Here is a 16,096-nt window from a genome sequence, read left to right as displayed (position 1 = left end):
TTTACACATTCAATGTTCTTTCATTGAGTCCATCAAAACCCCTTGGGTGTTGTATGGTTAAGCCTCACGGGCAATTAGTACAGGTTAGCTCAACGCCTCACAACGCTTACACACCCTGCCTATCAACGTCGTAGTCTACGACAACCCTTTAGGATACTTAAAGTATCAGGGAGAACTCATCTCAAGGCTCGCTTCCCGCTTAGATGCTTTCAGCGGTTATCGATCCCGAACTTAGCTACCGGGCAATGCGTCTGGCGACACAACCCGAACACCAGAGGTTCGTCCACTCCGGTCCTCTCGTACTAGGAGCAGCCCCTTTCAATTCTCCAACGCCCACGGCAGATAGGGACCGAACTGTCTCACGACGTTCTAAACCCAGCTCGCGTACCACTTTAAATGGCGAACAGCCATACCCTTGGGACCGACTTCAGCCCCAGGATGTGATGAGCCGACATCGAGGTGCCAAACACCGCCGTCGATATGAACTCTTGGGCGGTATCAGCCTGTTATCCCCGGAGTACCTTTTATCCGTTGAGCGATGGCCCTTCCATTCAGAACCACCGGATCACTATGACCTGCTTTCGCACCTGCTCGAATTGTCATTCTCGCAGTCAAGCGGGCTTATGCCATTGCACTAACCTCACGATGTCCAACCGTGATTAGCCCACCTTCGTGCTCCTCCGTTACGCTTTGGGAGGAGACCGCCCCAGTCAAACTACCCACCAGGCACTGTCCTCATCCCCGATGAGGGGACCAAGTTAGAACATCAACACTACAAGGGTGGTATTTCAAGGTCGGCTCCACCAACACTGGCGTGCTGGTTTCAAAGCCTCCCACCTATCCTACACATGTAGGGTCAATGTTCAGTGCCAAGCTGTAGTAAAGGTTCACGGGGTCTTTCCGTCTAGCCGCGGGTACACTGCATCTTCACAGCGATTTCAATTTCACTGAGTCTCGGGTGGAGACAGCGTGGCCATCATTACGCCATTCGTGCAGGTCGGAACTTACCCGACAAGGAATTTCGCTACCTTAGGACCGTTATAGTTACGGCCGCCGTTTACCGGGGCTTCGATCAAGAGCTTCGACCGAAGTCTAACCCCATCAATTAACCTTCCGGCACCGGGCAGGCGTCACACCGTATACGTCATCTTACGATTTTGCACAGTGCTGTGTTTTTAATAAACAGTTGCAGCCACCTGGTATCTGCGACTCTCAATAGCTCCATCCGCAAGGGACTTCACCGTCGAGAGCGTACCTTCTCCCGAAGTTACGGTACCATTTTGCCTAGTTCCTTCACCCGAGTTCTCTCAAGCGCCTTGGTATTCTCTACCCGACCACCTGTGTCGGTTTGGGGTACGATTCCTTACAATCTGAAGCTTAGAGGCTTTTCCTGGAAGCATGGCATCAATGACTTCACATCCGTAGATGCTCGACGTCGTGTCTCAGCCTTAAAGAGAGCCGGATTTACCTAACTCTCAAGCCTACGCACTTGAACCTGGACAACCGTCGCCAGGCCCACCTAGCCTTCTCCGTCCCCCCATCGCAATTGTAAGAAGTACGGGAATATTAACCCGTTTCCCATCGACTACGCCTTTCGGCCTCGCCTTAGGGGTCGACTTACCCTGCCCCGATTAACGTTGGACAGGAACCCTTGGTCTTCCGGCGAGGAGGTTTTTCACCCCCTTTATCGTTACTCATGTCAGCATTCGCACTTCTGATACGTCCAGCATGCGTTACCACACACCTTCAACCGCTTACAGAACGCTCCCCTACCCAATATACAAAAGTATATTGCCGCAGCTTCGGTTTACTACTTAGCCCCGTTACATCTTCCGCGCAGGCCGACTCGACCAGTGAGCTATTACGCTTTCTTTAAATGATGGCTGCTTCTAAGCCAACATCCTGGCTGTCTGAGCCTTCCCACATCGTTTCCCACTTAGTAGTAATTTGGGACCTTAGCTGGCGGTCTGGGTTGTTTCCCTCTCCACGACGGACGTTAGCACCCGCCGTGTGTCTCCCGGATAGTACTTACTGGTATTCGGAGTTTGCAAAGGGTTGGTAAGTCGGGATGACCCCCTAGCCTTAACAGTGCTCTACCCCCAGTAGTATTCGTCCGAGGCGCTACCTAAATAGCTTTCGGGGAGAACCAGCTATCTCCAGGTTTGATTGGCCTTTCACCCCTAGCCACAAGTCATCCGCTAATTTTTCAACATTAGTCGGTTCGGTCCTCCAATTGATGTTACTCAATCTTCAACCTGCCCATGGCTAGATCACCTGGTTTCGGGTCTATATCCAGAGACTGAACGCCCAGTTAAGACTCGGTTTCCCTACGGCTCCCCTAGATGGTTAACCTTGCCACTGAATATAAGTCGCTGACCCATTATACAAAAGGTACGCAGTCACACCACGAAGGTGCTCCTACTGCTTGTACGTACACGGTTTCAGGTTCTATTTCACTCCCCTCACAGGGGTTCTTTTCGCCTTTCCCTCACGGTACTGGTTCACTATCGGTCAGTCAGTAGTATTTAGCCTTGGAGGATGGTCCCCCCATATTCAGACAGGATATCACGTGTCCCGCCCTACTCGATTTCACTGAATATGCGTCGTCAGTTACGGGGCTATCACCCTGTATCGCCAAGCTTTCCAGCTTGTTCACCTAACGCCTATAAAGCTTAAGGGCTAGTCCAATTTCGCTCGCCGCTACTTTCGGAATCTCGGTTGATTTCTTTTCCTCGGGGTACTTAGATGTTTCAGTTCCCCCGGTTCGCCTCCTGCTGCTATGTATTCACAACAGGATACTTACTTATGTAAGTGGGTTTCCCCATTCGGAAATCCCAGACTCAAGTGGCTTTTACTGCCTAATCTGGGCTTATCGCAAGTTAATACGTCCTTCATCGCCTCTGACTGCCAAGGCATCCACCGTGTACGCTTAGTCACTTAACCATACAACCCGAAGGAGTTTCGAATTGCATTTTGTCTTCACTTTAAAAAGTGAAATCAAACGGTCAAACAACCAAAGTTGCTATCTCATTATTTGAATGAGCGAGATAGCTTTCGATTTTGCCGGACTCAAATATGTTTTGCTTTCGCAAAACCCAAGAACACTTGAATGTGTTTTTAGTTGTATTCCATTAGGAATACTTTGAGAACTTTACAAACAAATCTTTATTTCTAAAAAACAAAGTTTGTTTTGTCAGCTTTCCAAATTGTTAAAGAGCTAGATTTAACTTTCTATTTAAAGAAAGAAACCATTTTTAAAAGCACTATCGCTAATGCGCTTAAAGATGGTGGGCGATACCGGGCTCGAACCAGTGACCCCCTGCTTGTAAGGCAGGTGCTCTCCCAACTGAGCTAATCGCCCATCGAATCAAGAATGGTGGAGCTAAGCAGGATCGAACTGCTGACCTCCTGCGTGCAAGGCAGGCGCTCTCCCAGCTGAGCTATAGCCCCATATCTTGAGATAATGGTGGGTCGTGCAGGATTCGAACCTGCGACCAATTGATTAAAAGTCAACTGCTCTACCAACTGAGCTAACGACCCAATGGTATCCCGTAGGGGAGTCGAACCCCTGTTACCGCCGTGAAAGGGCGGTGTCCTAGGCCTCTAGACGAACGGGACACTAAGTGAACATCTTGGGGGATGTTCTATCTCTTAAACTTTATAAACCGTATCAATCTGTGTGGGTACTCATCACGATAATCATCGTATAAGGAGGTGATCCAGCGCCAGGTTCCCCTAGCGCTACCTTGTTACGACTTCACCCCAGTCATGAACCACAAAGTGGTAAGCGTCCCCCCGAAGGTTAAACTACCTACTTCTTTTGCAGCCCACTCCCATGGTGTGACGGGCGGTGTGTACAAGGCCCGGGAACGTATTCACCGTGGCATTCTGATCCACGATTACTAGCGATTCCGACTTCATGGAGTCGAGTTGCAGACTCCAATCCGGACTACGACGCACTTTTTGGGATTCGCTCACTTTCGCAAGTTGGCCGCCCTCTGTATGCGCCATTGTAGCACGTGTGTAGCCCTACTCGTAAGGGCCATGATGACTTGACGTCGTCCCCACCTTCCTCCGGTTTATCACCGGCAGTCTCCCTGGAGTTCCCGACATTACTCGCTGGCAAACAAGGATAAGGGTTGCGCTCGTTGCGGGACTTAACCCAACATTTCACAACACGAGCTGACGACAGCCATGCAGCACCTGTCTCAGAGTTCCCGAAGGCACCAATCCATCTCTGGAAAGTTCTCTGGATGTCAAGAGTAGGTAAGGTTCTTCGCGTTGCATCGAATTAAACCACATGCTCCACCGCTTGTGCGGGCCCCCGTCAATTCATTTGAGTTTTAATCTTGCGACCGTACTCCCCAGGCGGTCTACTTAACGCGTTAGCTCCGAAAGCCACGGCTCAAGGCCACAACCTCCAAGTAGACATCGTTTACGGCGTGGACTACCAGGGTATCTAATCCTGTTTGCTCCCCACGCTTTCGCATCTGAGTGTCAGTATCTGTCCAGGGGGCCGCCTTCGCCACCGGTATTCCTTCAGATCTCTACGCATTTCACCGCTACACCTGAAATTCTACCCCCCTCTACAGTACTCTAGTCTGCCAGTTTCAAATGCTATTCCGAGGTTGAGCCCCGGGCTTTCACATCTGACTTAACAAACCACCTGCATGCGCTTTACGCCCAGTAATTCCGATTAACGCTCGCACCCTCCGTATTACCGCGGCTGCTGGCACGGAGTTAGCCGGTGCTTCTTCTGTCGCTAACGTCAAATAATGCATCTATTAAACACACTACCTTCCTCACGACTGAAAGTGCTTTACAACCCGAAGGCCTTCTTCACACACGCGGCATGGCTGCATCAGGCTTGCGCCCATTGTGCAATATTCCCCACTGCTGCCTCCCGTAGGAGTCTGGACCGTGTCTCAGTTCCAGTGTGGCTGATCATCCTCTCAGACCAGCTAGGGATCGTCGCCTTGGTGAGCCCTTACCTCACCAACTAGCTAATCCCACCTAGGCATATCCTGACGCGAGAGGCCCGAAGGTCCCCCTCTTTGGCCCGTAGGCATCATGCGGTATTAGCCATCGTTTCCAATGGTTATCCCCCACATCAGGGCAATTTCCTAGGCATTACTCACCCGTCCGCCGCTCGACGCCGTTAACGTTCCCCGAAGGTTCAGTTAACTCGTTTCCGCTCGACTTGCATGTGTTAGGCCTGCCGCCAGCGTTCAATCTGAGCCATGATCAAACTCTTCAATTTAAAGTTTTGTTTGGCTCAATGAATACTGATTTGTAGTTCCTAGGACCTAGGACCCTAGGGTCTAGATTCTATTCACTACTGAATTGACTGTGCTCGAATGATTGCTCATTCAAATTGGTCACTCAGTTCATTGAAACCTAAATTGTTTCCGAAGAAACTATTTGGATTATCATCAACGAGTGCCCACACAGATTGATAGGTCTATATTGTTAAAGAGCTTGCTTTGCGAGAAGTTTTCTCTCAAAGCGGAGGCGTATTCTAATGAACTAATTCTTTGTGTCAAACACTTTTTAAATTAATTTTTAGAAGCTTTTAATTCGCCTTGTTGCCAACTGCTTTTGCGTTTCCGCTTTGCCCTGACAACGGAGGCGCATTATAGGGAGATGATTTTTCTTGGCAACCCTTTTTGAAGAAAAAATTCAAAAAAAAGCGCCGAGTGATGAAATCTCACTCAAACGCTTATTTTTAGCACTCATTTGTTAATACCAGGTAGCAAATAGGCAATCAGAATGTATCCAGCCAAGACTCTTCAAAGCTTGTAATATCAAGTGAAAGTGATTTGCTCACTTCGATCTCTTCTATGGTTTCTAATTCTTTAGTTACGCTACTCATGGTGAGCGTGTTGTTGTCTAACTCAAACACTTGTCTTTGCGTAGTGTAGTAGAACTTAAGAATGGTCAACGCTTTCAAATCATCCGTACTTGCAGCAGCTTTAATATTTTTTAGCTTGCGGTAAATCTTGTTGTGTATTTGCTTAAGCTTCCAAACGTACAGAACTTCTCGCATGCAAGGGTGAGTTTTAAATTGATTTAGCAAAGAGAGGGACGTCGCGAGAGACAGAAGTACACCAATCAAATTCCAATGAAAGTTACCTGTAGATTGTTCCGGTTGAATGTTGGTATTGCCAAAAAGACTAATGAGTAGCGTACTGAAGGCTAATGAAGAGACAGCAAGCAATACAACAAAGCCGCCAATCACCAGGTTTACTTTCTTTTTGTAGACTTCTTTATTGATTTTTTTAATTTCCATATACCACTCCTAAAGGGTTGCCCCTATTGTAGCGGCGAGAATCGGCACCACAATCGTAGCTTTGTAAGTAAGTTCATAATTCTCGCATCAAAGCGTCGTCTGGGTATATACTCCGCGCATTCACTCTTCTTCTATAGAGGCTAAATTCATGCGCTCTTTTGTTTTACGAGCTCGTGCTGCACCAACCACCAGCAAAGCACTACTCGAAGGTGTCGGTCAGGAAGCACACACTGAGATCCTTGCTCACACTATGATGAACACTATGTTTGTTGCACAGTCACATCGTGAAGACGTAGTTGTGTACCTGGTTCTTGAGAGCACCAAAGATTACTCCCGTACGATTACGATTCGATCGAATAATATTACTAATATTGGTGGATTCCATGAGTCGACGTTGATCGCTGCTGTAGCTCGCGCTTTGGATGCATCAATTGGTATGGGCAAAGAACAGCTGCGTGACGTTGAGCCAGGTATTACGGTTCGTACCGTTAGTTTTGAGCGTTTGGTTCAAGAACTGGCTGAAGACCATCAGCTATATATGTTGGATAAAAAAGGCGATTTCGTTCGTGATGCAGAAATTGGGGCAAACCCTTGTTTCTTGCTAACTGATCACATTCCAATGCCGAAGAAGTCATTCAACAGTTTGAAACGCCTTGGGACAGAAAAAATCAGCCTTGGTCCTAAGATGCTGTTTGCTTCTCAGTGCGTGGTGTTGATCCACAATGAATTGGATATTCGCGAATTCTAGCGCTTTCCCGACAGATGGTTAAAAACGAAAGAGGACTCGATGGAGTCCTCTTTTTGTTTCTAGGTTGAAGATGATGGGCTTATTTGCCGCCGATGCTCAAACGTGCAAAGCGCACATCTGGTGCAAAGAAAGTTCGGCTATCATTGATCAGTTGGGCATCTCCAACCGCTTCCACTTCTTGCAACATTTTGTAGAAGTTACCTGCAACAGTAATTCCACGTACTGGCTGAACTCGTTGACCATCTCGGCATAAGAACCCGCTAGCACCAAACGAGAAATCACCGCTGACAGCATCTGCGCCAGAATGAACACCCTGAAGTTCTACTAGTTCAAGGTACTCACCCGCTTTAACTTCAGCAACACTGCTCTTACCCGTAGCAATCACTTTGTGGTTAGCCGCAACATCTAGGCTTGATTTCGCTCCTCGAGCAGCACTCGCGGTTGAAACGGCACCTAAGTAGCTTGCGGTGTGACTGTTGTGTAATAACGTATTGAGCTGACCATTCTCAATTAACACATTGTCCTGAGTTGCAAAGCCTTCACTATCAAAACCACAAATCGCCATACCATTTGCCATGTATGCAGTGTCAGTAAAGGTAATCAATTCACTTGCAACGCTTTGACCAAGCTTGTTACCCAATGGTGTAATCCCTTTCACTGCGCTTACACCAGAGAAAGCACTGCCGAATGCACCGAACAAACTGCTAAGCGCATCGATATGGAAGATAGCTGGATAGTTGCCAGTTTTAACCGGACCGCCATCAAGCAGGTCACGAGCTAAGTTGTAACCCTCTTCAATACAGAAAGCCGAGTTCAACTCGTCGAAACGACGCCCTACTGACATTTTACCCGCCATCGACTGTTTGCCATCTTTTTCAAAAAGCGTGTAGGCGTAACAGTTGAAAGAGCGCTCGAAGTGCTGACACAGAGTACCTTGCGTATTAGCAATGATCAGTTGATTTTCACCATCGCTATAGCCGTTGTATGGCGAGCTTGAAGCATGAGGTAAGCTGACCACGCCTTGCTCAAGCGCCAGAGAAAGCTCGATTTTTTCATCAACGGACGTAGTATCTTCCTGCGCAATTTCAGCCACATCAGTGGTGATCTGGCTGTCTACACAGCTAATTGTTTGATGCTCATCTTGCTTGGAGAAGCGTGCACTCTGCAACGCATTCGTCAGCATCAAGTCTAGGCTTGACTGTTCTAGTGACTCAGAGTAACTGGTCGCTACTCGTGCATCTTTTACCACTCGAACACCTAGTACCTGGCTCGAGCTTACTTTGTATTCATCCAGCTTGCCTTGGTTCGCTTTCAAAGAGAAGCTGCTGTTGCGGTTAACAATCACATCCGCTTCTGCGCCTTGGCGTTTGGCTTCTGACAAGACGTAATCAACGGCATTAAGAAGTTGTTGTTCTTGGCTCATTAGTTACCACCTCCTACCAGAATATTGTCAACTTTGAGCGAAGGCTGACCGACGGTTGTTGGTACAGCACCACTCACAGAACCACACATACCTGGAGCGAGTGCCATGTCCTTACCCACCATGCTGATTTCTTTCAGAACTTTAGGGCCGGTACTGATCAGCGTTGCCGCTTTGAGTGGTTTGGTGATTTTGCCGTTTTCGATCAGATAAGCTTCGCGTACTGCAAAGTTGAACTCGCCCGTACCTGGTTGCACAGAACCGCCGCCCATTTTCTTGGCGTAAATACCACGCTCAACACCTGCCAGCATGTCGTCCAGTGAATACTCACCTTCTTCAATAAAGGTGTTACGCATACGCGAAGTCGGAGCGAACTTATAGTTTTGGCGGCGGCCTGAACCAGTTGGCTCATAACCCGTTTTCATGCCGCCCATTTTGTCGACCATAAAGCTAGTTAACTTACCGTCTTTGATAAGTTGAGTGCGCTGAGTAGGCAACCCTTCGTCATCGACATGAATTGAGCCCCATTCATTGGTCATCGTGCCATCATCGACGGCGTTTACGGCCGTATGAGCAATCATTTCGCCCATCTTATCGTGGAACACTGACGCCTTCTTAGCGACCGATGTGGTTTCAAGCAAGTGACCACACGCTTCGTGGAAAATAACACCACCAAAACCATTGCCGATAACCACTGGCATTTCACCCGATGGACACGCATCTGCACCAAGCTTAACCAAAGCTTGTTGTGCGATAGTTTGACCCAGTTCCTTGGCATCTATCTGCTCACTGAACTCCCAGCCAGCCAGTGCACCAGGACCTTCCATGCCAGAAGACTGTTCATTGCCTTTTTGCGCAACGGTGTTACCTGCGACGCGAATGTAATGACGCGTATCATCAACGTGTAAACCTTCCGAGTTGAAGATAGATACCTGCTGCTCTCGCTGTAGCACACTACCAATAAACTGGCTGATGTATTCACTTTCCGCTCGTGCCGCTTGGTCAACTTGCAAAAGAAACGCGATTTTAGAATCCAGATTGGCGTCTTTGCTCAGAGGCAAACGGCATCCGTGCTGAACTGGGTAGCGATTCAAATTAATAGAACCCGCAGATGCGATTTGCTCACGTTTGTCTTTCGCAGCCAGCAACGAGGTGACGCGTTTTAGTTCTGCTTCGTCTGTGCTGTTGGTGTAACCATAAAGCACTTTGTGACCGAAGAAAAGGCGAATACCGATACCAAAATCGATACCGGAATTGACCTTATCCACCTCACCAGATGCTATCTGGACGGTGTTAGTTTGATGATGTTCAACGAATAGCTCAGCGAAATCAGCTCCTAAAAAAAGAGCATGATCGATCACTGACTTCGCTGTTACAGAATTAAGCATGAAGTCTCCTTGCTTGATGATCGTCTTAGCCTTCCTAAATAACTTACTGCTAATTCAGTAACGTTAAATTGGCAATACGTTAAATTTTAACATCTTATTAACCTTGTTTTGTGCTAATCCTTGCTAAGTGACACCACGATTGATTATGAAATATTCCAGTTTCTGCACATAAACCAGAGAGTTGCACTGGTCAATTCCGCGCTACAAAACATATAATGGCTACTCTATCACTCACAACACATAAATGAACACTTAAAAAACGTATCCCTTAAGTAAGTGTCCTGCTATCATCCAAACGAAATAGTCGGGGGGCCACGTATTACACGTTGGCTGAGATCGAAATTCGAGACCCGTTGAACCTGATTCAGTTAGCACTGACGTAGGGAACTATGCGCACTTTGCCTTTCGCCTAACTTACTAGGCACGCTGCAGCGGATACGAAAATCGATCTGCCTACCGTGGTCAAAGTCAGTTCCTATACGTCTTGTAATAGGAGCGACCATGACGCAGCACTCACAGCCTAATTCTCACAAGACGCCATCTTCAACCACCCCAATCGTATTAACGATCGCCGGTTCAGACAGTGGCGGCGGCGCTGGCATTCAGGCAGACATCAAAGCCATGTCGGCAACGGGCAGTTTTGCTTGCTCTGTCATTACTGCAATTACCTCGCAAAATACTCAAGGCGTTTCCGCCATTTTTCCTATTCCGCTTGAGCATGTAGAAAGCCAACTCGATGCCGTCTTTACCGACCTTAATATCGTGGCGGTTAAAGTCGGCATGCTGGCCGATGCCAACATCATCAAAGTGGTGGCTAACAAAATTAAACAATACCAACCGAAGCATCTGGTCATTGACCCAGTAATGGTGGCCACCAGCGGTGATTTATTGCTGGAACACTCTGCGATAAGCACATTAAAAGAAGAACTCATCCCTCTCGCCGACATCATCACCCCTAATCTTCCTGAAGGTGCCGCGTTAACTGGGAAACCTGTGCCAGAATCCGAAGCGGAAATGAATCAGATGATTGACAACCTTCGCTCTCTTGGTGCTAAAGCGGTTTTGTTGAAAGGCGGTCACCTAGAGAAAGATGAAAACAGTAACGACCTGCTTATCCTGCAGGATTCTGCAGAATTGATCAGTTCAAAACGTTTCCCAACCAAAAACACCCACGGCACAGGCTGTACCCTTTCTTCTGCGATCGCCTCTTACCTTGGCCAAGGCAATAACCTACACAAAGCCGTGCATTTAGGTAAACAGTATATCTCTCAAGCTATCGCCCATGCCGATGAGCTGGAAGTCGGTAAAGGTCACGGCCCGGTTCACCACTTCTTCGCAGGCCCCAATTTTGGGAAATGTCACAATGTGCACTAAAGCGATTGGTATTCAGTTTAGTGATGCATGTTTGCAATACAACGACAGCCAAACACCTACGCTGGCAGGGGTGAATATGACCATTCCTGCAGGTCAGTGGACGGTTTTACTGGGGCGAAGCGGCTGCGGTAAAACCACCATTTTGCGTTATCTTGCCGGTTTACTTGATGAACAGGTGAAATGGCAAGGTGAACTGACGACCACTGACGGAATAGCTTTGCACGAGCGTATCGCTTACATGGCTCAACAGGACTTGTTACTGCCGTGGCTCAACGCGCTGGACAACGTTTGTTTGAGTTCTCGCTTTTCTCACGCCAACTCAAATTCCGCAAGGGAGAAGCAGCGCGCTATTCAATTGCTCGAACAAGTTGGATTAGCTGACTACGCCTACGCTAAGCCAACGCAACTTTCCGGAGGTATGCGCCAGCGTGTTGCTCTTGCTCGTACACTGATGCAGGACAAACCTCTGGTCTTGATGGACGAGCCTTTCTCTGCGCTCGATGCCGTTACTCGTCATAAGCTGCAAACCTTATCGGCCACACTGCTCAAAGGAAAAACGGTCGTGCTGATTACTCACGATCCGCAAGAAGCCGTTCGTCTTGCCAACCAATTGTATGTACTGCAAGGCACACCTGCACAAGCTAAACCTCTGCTGGTGCCAGATACGATGCCTCCTCGCGTGCTTGATGGCGAATGTGCCGCCTTGCAACAAGCGATCTTGGATCAACTGGAGAAAGATTATGAGTGATATGACTCAATACAACTCCGTCTCAGACCGTATCAGCAAAAAAGAACGAGTCACCCATCCAGCTCTGCGCTTGGTGATCAGCACAGCGGTCATTTTAGGTCTGTGGCAACTGATTGTCGTGGCGTTCAATATGCCCAGCTTCATTTTGCCTGCGCCTGTTGATGTGCTGAATAGATTGCTCTCCCGCTATGACGTGTTGCTCGTACACACCTGGGTCACGGCACAGGAAATCCTGCTTGGTCTTGGACTCGGTTTATCGATGGGATTGCTGTTTGCGCTGCAAATGTTGCTGTTCGAACCACTAAAACGCTGGCTGCTACCGATTCTGATTGCTAGCCAGGCAATTCCGGTATTTGCCATTGCACCCGTTCTGATGCTTTGGCTTGGCTACGGCATCGCTTCAAAAGTCGTGATGGCAGCGATCATCATCTTTTTCCCTGTTACGACGTGTTGTTACGACGGTTTACGCAATACCCCAACCGGATACCTGGATTTGGCGAAAACCATGGGCGCCTCGAAATGGCAACTGCTGCGTCACATTCAATTGCCCGCGGCACTGCCAACATTGGCTTCAGGCATTCGTGTCGCAGTCGTTATCGCCCCAATTGGAGCGGTCGTCGGCGAGTGGGTCGGTTCAAGTGAAGGCTTGGGTTATCTAATGCTACAAGCCAACGCACGCATGATCATCGACGAGATGTTTGCCGCGCTGTTTATCCTCGCCGTGTTGTCCATTGCACTCTACTTCATCACTGACAAATTATTGAAAAAAGCCATCCCTTGGGAAAGCAAATAGATAAAACAAATAGAGATCACCAAAAGGAAGATTACCCGTGAATAAAAACAAACTTATTAGCGCTGCAGCTCTGCTTGCTTCAATTGTTTCAACTAACGCACTGGCGGCCGAAAAAGAGCTGACTTTGATGTTGGATTGGTTCGTGAATCCGAACCACGGCCCTATCGTTATTGCGAAAGAGCGTGGTTACTTTAAAGAGCAAGGCTTGAAGATCAACATTCAAGAACCTGCCGACCCAAGCACACCACCTAAACTGGTTGCCGCTGGCAAAGTGGATATGGCGATTTCATACCAACCAAGTCTGACGATTGATGTTGCCGCTGGCCTGCCACTGATTCGATCAGCAACGTTAATCGCAACCCCACTGAATACCATGATGGTGTTGGACAACGGTAAGAACGACAGCCTTGCCGATCTCAAAGGCAAGAAGATCGGTATTGCTATCGCGGGTAATGAAGAAGCAACCATCGGCACAATGTTGGCACAAGAGAATGTGAAGTTTTCTGACGTACAAATCATCAACGTTGGCTGGGCGCTATCTTCCTCTCTGGCATCAGGCAAAGTGGATGCGATTTGGGGTGGACTGCGTAACTTCGAAACCAACCAGCTTGCGTTAGAAGGTTACCAAGCTAAAGCTTTTTTCCCAGAAGAACACGGTGTTCCTGCCTATGATGAGCTTGTGTTTGTCGCCAATGCAAACACTTACGACAAAGAAGCAATCAAAGCCTTTAACAAAGCGTTGGAGCAAGCCACGACCTACATCGTAAACCATCCCAAAGCGTCTTGGAAAGAGTTTGTCGCTTACTCTCCAGACACGCTGAACAACGAACTGAACCAACGCGCGTGGAATGACACTTTGACACGTTTCGCGCTTCGCCCATCCGCAGTTGATCTAAAACGCTACGACGATTACGCCGAGTTCATGTACTCACAAAAAATCATCGAAACGCTACCAAAAGCGAAAGATTACGTGCCTAGCTTTGACTAATTCTGAGGTTATCCCATTATGAAATACCAAGATTTTATCGACGCTTGCCGTCAAGACTGGCAGGAATACACACAGCACCTTTTCGTTAAGCAATTAGCACAAGGTACGCTTGCTCAACCTTGTTTTCTGCATTATTTGAAACAAGACTTTTTATTTCTCAAGCAATACGCGCGCGCTTACGCATTAGCGATTTATAAAGCACGTACTTTGTATGACATGCGTCGTGCACTGCCGAGCGTACATGCGTTGTTGGATTCAGAAATCGCTCATCATGTGACTTACTGTGGTCAATGGGGCTTGACTGAATCCGATCTGGAAAACGAACCGGAAGATTTTGGCACCGTTGCCTACACACGCTATGTACTAGATGCTGGTATGACAGGTGATTTGGTTGACCTGTATGCGGCATTAGCGCCTTGCTCTATCGGCTACGCGGTTATTGGCAAAATGTTGATGGAAGATGAAAACACCATCATTGAAGGTAACCCGTACGCTAGCTGGATCACTCTCTATGGCGGTGAAGAGTTCCAGTCAGGTGTTGCAGAGGGCGCCGCGCACTTTAACGAGCTATTGGCTGAAATCGATATCAACAGCCAGCGCGGCCAGAACCTGATTCAGGTATTCAAAACGGCAACGCGTATGGAAGTCGCTTTCTGGCAACAAGGCTTAAATGCTCAGCAAGATTAATTGGAGACGCCCATGTTAATTGAAAAAATTACGCAAGCATTAGCCGCTGTACGTCAACAAAAGCCATTAGTGGTGAACATCACTAACTACGTGGTAATGAACAACACGGCAAACGCTCTGCTGGCAATCGGTGCCTCTCCAATCATGGCGCACTCCAAACAAGAGATGGCAGAAATGATGTCATTTGCCGGCGCGCTGGTGATCAACATTGGCACGCTCGACAGCCATTGGACACCTCGTATGCTCTTTGCGGTAGAGCAAGCCAATGTCAATGATAAAGTCGTCGTCCTCGATCCAGTAGGCTGCGGCGCAAGCACACTGCGAACAGAAACGTCTCGTCAGATTGCGCGTCTTGCAGACAAACTTATCATTCGTGGTAACGCGTCAGAAATCATTGCCCTAGCTGGCGAGCAGACTCAGAGCAAAGGGGTCGATTCTCTGGATAGCAGCGATGCTGCTTTAGGTGCGGCTGAGTTTTTGGTTGCAGAATATGGTGCAAACGTTGTTATTTCTGGCGAGACAGATTACATCGTGACGAAATCGCTGACCGTAACACTCAGCAATGGCCATGAGATGATGCCATACGTGACAGGAATGGGTTGTACGCTGACCGCGCTCACTGGGGCATTTGCCGCGGTGGGTGAAGAATCCGGTTTAGCCGCCGCTGCCGTACTTGGCGTAGCGGGTGAAATCGCCGCCGAACAAGCGCGTGGTCCGGGCAGCTTACAATTAACCTTGCTTGACGAGTTGTATCAGCTTGATGAACAAACACTGGCAAAACGACTCAAGCTTACCTTCATTAAAGACTAACAACTAAACTTCGATGCCTCCGGCTCATAACGAAGAGTTGGAGGCATAAAGGAAACAAAATGAACGCCTATCGTTTGTATTTGGTCACCGATGACCAACAAGATCTTGCCACACTCAAGCATGTGGTCAGTAAAGCAGTGGAAGGTGGCGTGACCATGGTTCAAGTTCGTGAGAAACATGGTGACGTACGTGCTTTCATCCAACGGGCTCAAGCGGTAAAAGATATCCTCAAAAATACTAACGTACCTTTGATAATCAATGACCGAGTTGATGTTGCTCTTGCAGTCGATGCTGACGGCGTACACCTCGGTCAATCGGACATGCCTGCTCATATCGCACGCGAACTGATTGGTCCAAATAAAATCCTCGGTTTATCCATTGAGGATGAGCAACAACTCGCGCAAGTCGACACGCTACCAATCGATTACATCGGCTTAAGTGCTATCTATGCGACACCGACCAAAACCAACACCCAAAAACACTGGGGCATCGATGGATTGAAAATGGCACTCAATACTACATCTCTGCCGATCGTCGCGATTGGCGGGATTAACGAATCCACTATCCCAGCACTAAGCGCAACTGGTGTACACGGTTTGGCTCTGGTATCGGCTATCTGTCATGCCGACGATCCTAAACTGGCTTGCGAGTACTTACTTAGCCTGATGTCTTGATTTATCCATATAGCGAATACGTGAGACGCTTGGAACCAAACATCATTTATTTTCAGATCAGACGGATTAAGCATGACCTTTCCTTTTCTGCCAACGTTTCAGGTCACGAGAAGAATGCCTTTTGTTGCTTTAGCTGTTCGTTAAGATCAACCATGTTTAGATAAAAAGAAGCCAGCG

General features: G+C 48.1%; 11 protein-coding genes, 4 tRNA genes, 2 rRNA genes and 1 riboswitch. Of the genes, 8 read left to right on the top strand and 9 right to left on the bottom strand.

All coding sequences use genetic code 11. The features are described from left to right. Nucleotides 1-53: 53 nt before the first annotated feature. From OO774_RS18245 to OO774_RS18215, 7 genes are all read right to left on the bottom strand, one after another. A 23S ribosomal RNA gene (locus tag OO774_RS18245) occupies nt 54-2,943 on the bottom strand. Nucleotides 2,944-3,285: 342 nt separating this feature from the next. Then, nucleotides 3,286-3,361 (bottom strand) — tRNA-Val (locus tag OO774_RS18240). Between the two features lie 13 nt (nt 3,362-3,374). After that, nucleotides 3,375-3,450, bottom strand: a tRNA-Ala gene (locus OO774_RS18235). A gap of 14 nt (nt 3,451-3,464) precedes the next feature. Beyond that, a tRNA-Lys gene (locus OO774_RS18230) sits at nt 3,465-3,540 on the bottom strand. A gap of 2 nt (nt 3,541-3,542) precedes the next feature. After that, a tRNA-Glu gene (locus tag OO774_RS18225) sits at nt 3,543-3,618 on the bottom strand. Between the two features lie 89 nt (nt 3,619-3,707). Beyond that, nucleotides 3,708-5,260: ribosomal RNA gene (locus OO774_RS18220) — 16S ribosomal RNA — on the bottom strand. The 16S and 23S rRNA genes sit together here with 4 tRNA genes alongside, the layout of an rRNA operon. Before the next feature lie 504 nt (nt 5,261-5,764). Further along, on the bottom strand, nt 5,765-6,289 hold the full coding sequence (locus tag OO774_RS18215) for a DUF3087 domain-containing protein (protein ID WP_264908135.1): 525 nt from the start codon (nt 6,287-6,289) through the stop codon (nt 5,765-5,767). Between the two features lie 148 nt (nt 6,290-6,437). Here OO774_RS18215 and trmY point away from each other — a divergent pair, with 148 nt between their 5' ends. After that, nucleotides 6,438-7,037 (top strand): tRNA (pseudouridine(54)-N(1))-methyltransferase TrmY, encoded by a 600-nt coding sequence (gene trmY / locus OO774_RS18210; RefSeq protein WP_264908134.1) that lies wholly within the window; start codon nt 6,438-6,440, stop codon nt 7,035-7,037. Between the two features lie 79 nt (nt 7,038-7,116). On the opposite strand, the gene OO774_RS18205 is transcribed toward trmY, so the two are convergent. Both OO774_RS18205 and OO774_RS18200 read right to left on the bottom strand, forming a co-directional pair. Further along, a complete protein-coding gene (locus OO774_RS18205; protein WP_264908132.1) occupies nt 7,117-8,460 on the bottom strand; it encodes a TldD/PmbA family protein in 1,344 nt (447 codons plus the stop codon). Then, nucleotides 8,460-9,845, bottom strand: coding sequence for a TldD/PmbA family protein (locus OO774_RS18200; RefSeq protein ID WP_264908130.1), 1,386 nt, complete (start codon nt 9,843-9,845; stop codon nt 8,460-8,462). The genes OO774_RS18205 and OO774_RS18200 overlap by 1 nt, the downstream gene beginning before the upstream one ends. Before the next feature lie 295 nt (nt 9,846-10,140). Then, a riboswitch (TPP riboswitch) is annotated at nt 10,141-10,248 on the top strand. Nucleotides 10,249-10,346: 98 nt separating this feature from the next. On the opposite strand from OO774_RS18200, the gene thiD reads away from it, so the two are divergent. The 7 genes from thiD to thiE are packed head-to-tail and all read left to right on the top strand — an operon-like array spanning nt 10,347 to nt 15,919. Continuing rightward, nucleotides 10,347-11,219, top strand: coding sequence for a bifunctional hydroxymethylpyrimidine kinase/phosphomethylpyrimidine kinase (gene thiD, locus OO774_RS18195; protein ID WP_264908128.1), 873 nt, complete (start codon nt 10,347-10,349; stop codon nt 11,217-11,219). Then, entirely contained in the window at nt 11,209-11,967 is a 759-nt protein-coding gene (locus OO774_RS18190; RefSeq protein ID WP_264908126.1) for an ABC transporter ATP-binding protein, read from the top strand. Before thiD ends, OO774_RS18190 begins: the two co-directional genes overlap by 11 nt. Continuing rightward, the gene (locus OO774_RS18185; protein WP_264908124.1) at nt 11,960-12,760 is read left to right on the top strand and encodes an ABC transporter permease; all 801 of its coding nucleotides are present in this window, start codon (nt 11,960-11,962) and stop codon (nt 12,758-12,760) included. Before OO774_RS18190 ends, OO774_RS18185 begins: the two co-directional genes overlap by 8 nt. A 37-nt stretch (nt 12,761-12,797) precedes the next feature. Further along, nucleotides 12,798-13,748, top strand: coding sequence for an ABC transporter substrate-binding protein (locus OO774_RS18180; protein ID WP_264908122.1), 951 nt, complete (start codon nt 12,798-12,800; stop codon nt 13,746-13,748). An 18-nt stretch (nt 13,749-13,766) separates the two neighbouring features. Continuing rightward, nucleotides 13,767-14,435, top strand: a complete 669-nt coding sequence (tenA, locus tag OO774_RS18175) for a thiaminase II (RefSeq protein WP_264908120.1) — start codon at nt 13,767-13,769, stop codon at nt 14,433-14,435. Nucleotides 14,436-14,447: 12 nt separating this feature from the next. Next, nucleotides 14,448-15,245 (top strand): hydroxyethylthiazole kinase, encoded by a 798-nt coding sequence (gene thiM, locus OO774_RS18170; RefSeq protein WP_264908118.1) that lies wholly within the window; start codon nt 14,448-14,450, stop codon nt 15,243-15,245. Between the two features lie 59 nt (nt 15,246-15,304). Beyond that, on the top strand, nt 15,305-15,919 hold the full coding sequence (thiE, locus tag OO774_RS18165; protein ID WP_264908116.1) for a thiamine phosphate synthase: 615 nt from the start codon (nt 15,305-15,307) through the stop codon (nt 15,917-15,919). The last annotated feature ends 177 nt before the right edge of the window (nt 15,920-16,096 follow it).

Origin of the sequence: Vibrio sp. STUT-A11, from assembly GCF_026000435.1 — a bacterium.
Lineage (GTDB): Bacteria > Pseudomonadota > Gammaproteobacteria > Enterobacterales > Vibrionaceae > Vibrio.
This window is presented reverse-complemented; position numbering and strand designations above follow the sequence as displayed.

Bases quoted from the DNA above. Each gene is read 5' to 3' on its own strand.
- thiM (WP_264908118.1), top strand. From the start codon at position 14,448: ATGTTAATTGAAAAAATTACGCAAGCATTAGCCGCTGTACGTCAACAA.
- OO774_RS18215 (WP_264908135.1), bottom strand. From the start codon at position 6,289: ATGGAAATTAAAAAAATCAATAAAGAAGTCTACAAAAAGAAAGTAAAC.
- OO774_RS18200 (WP_264908130.1), bottom strand. From the start codon at position 9,845: ATGCTTAATTCTGTAACAGCGAAGTCAGTGATCGATCATGCTCTTTTT.
- tenA (WP_264908120.1), top strand. From the start codon at position 13,767: ATGAAATACCAAGATTTTATCGACGCTTGCCGTCAAGACTGGCAGGAA.
- trmY (WP_264908134.1), top strand. From the start codon at position 6,438: ATGCGCTCTTTTGTTTTACGAGCTCGTGCTGCACCAACCACCAGCAAA.
- thiD (WP_264908128.1), top strand. From the start codon at position 10,347: ATGACGCAGCACTCACAGCCTAATTCTCACAAGACGCCATCTTCAACC.
- OO774_RS18190 (WP_264908126.1), top strand. From the start codon at position 11,209: ATGTGCACTAAAGCGATTGGTATTCAGTTTAGTGATGCATGTTTGCAA.
- thiE (WP_264908116.1), top strand. From the start codon at position 15,305: ATGAACGCCTATCGTTTGTATTTGGTCACCGATGACCAACAAGATCTT.
- OO774_RS18205 (WP_264908132.1), bottom strand. From the start codon at position 8,460: ATGAGCCAAGAACAACAACTTCTTAATGCCGTTGATTACGTCTTGTCA.
- OO774_RS18185 (WP_264908124.1), top strand. From the start codon at position 11,960: ATGAGTGATATGACTCAATACAACTCCGTCTCAGACCGTATCAGCAAA.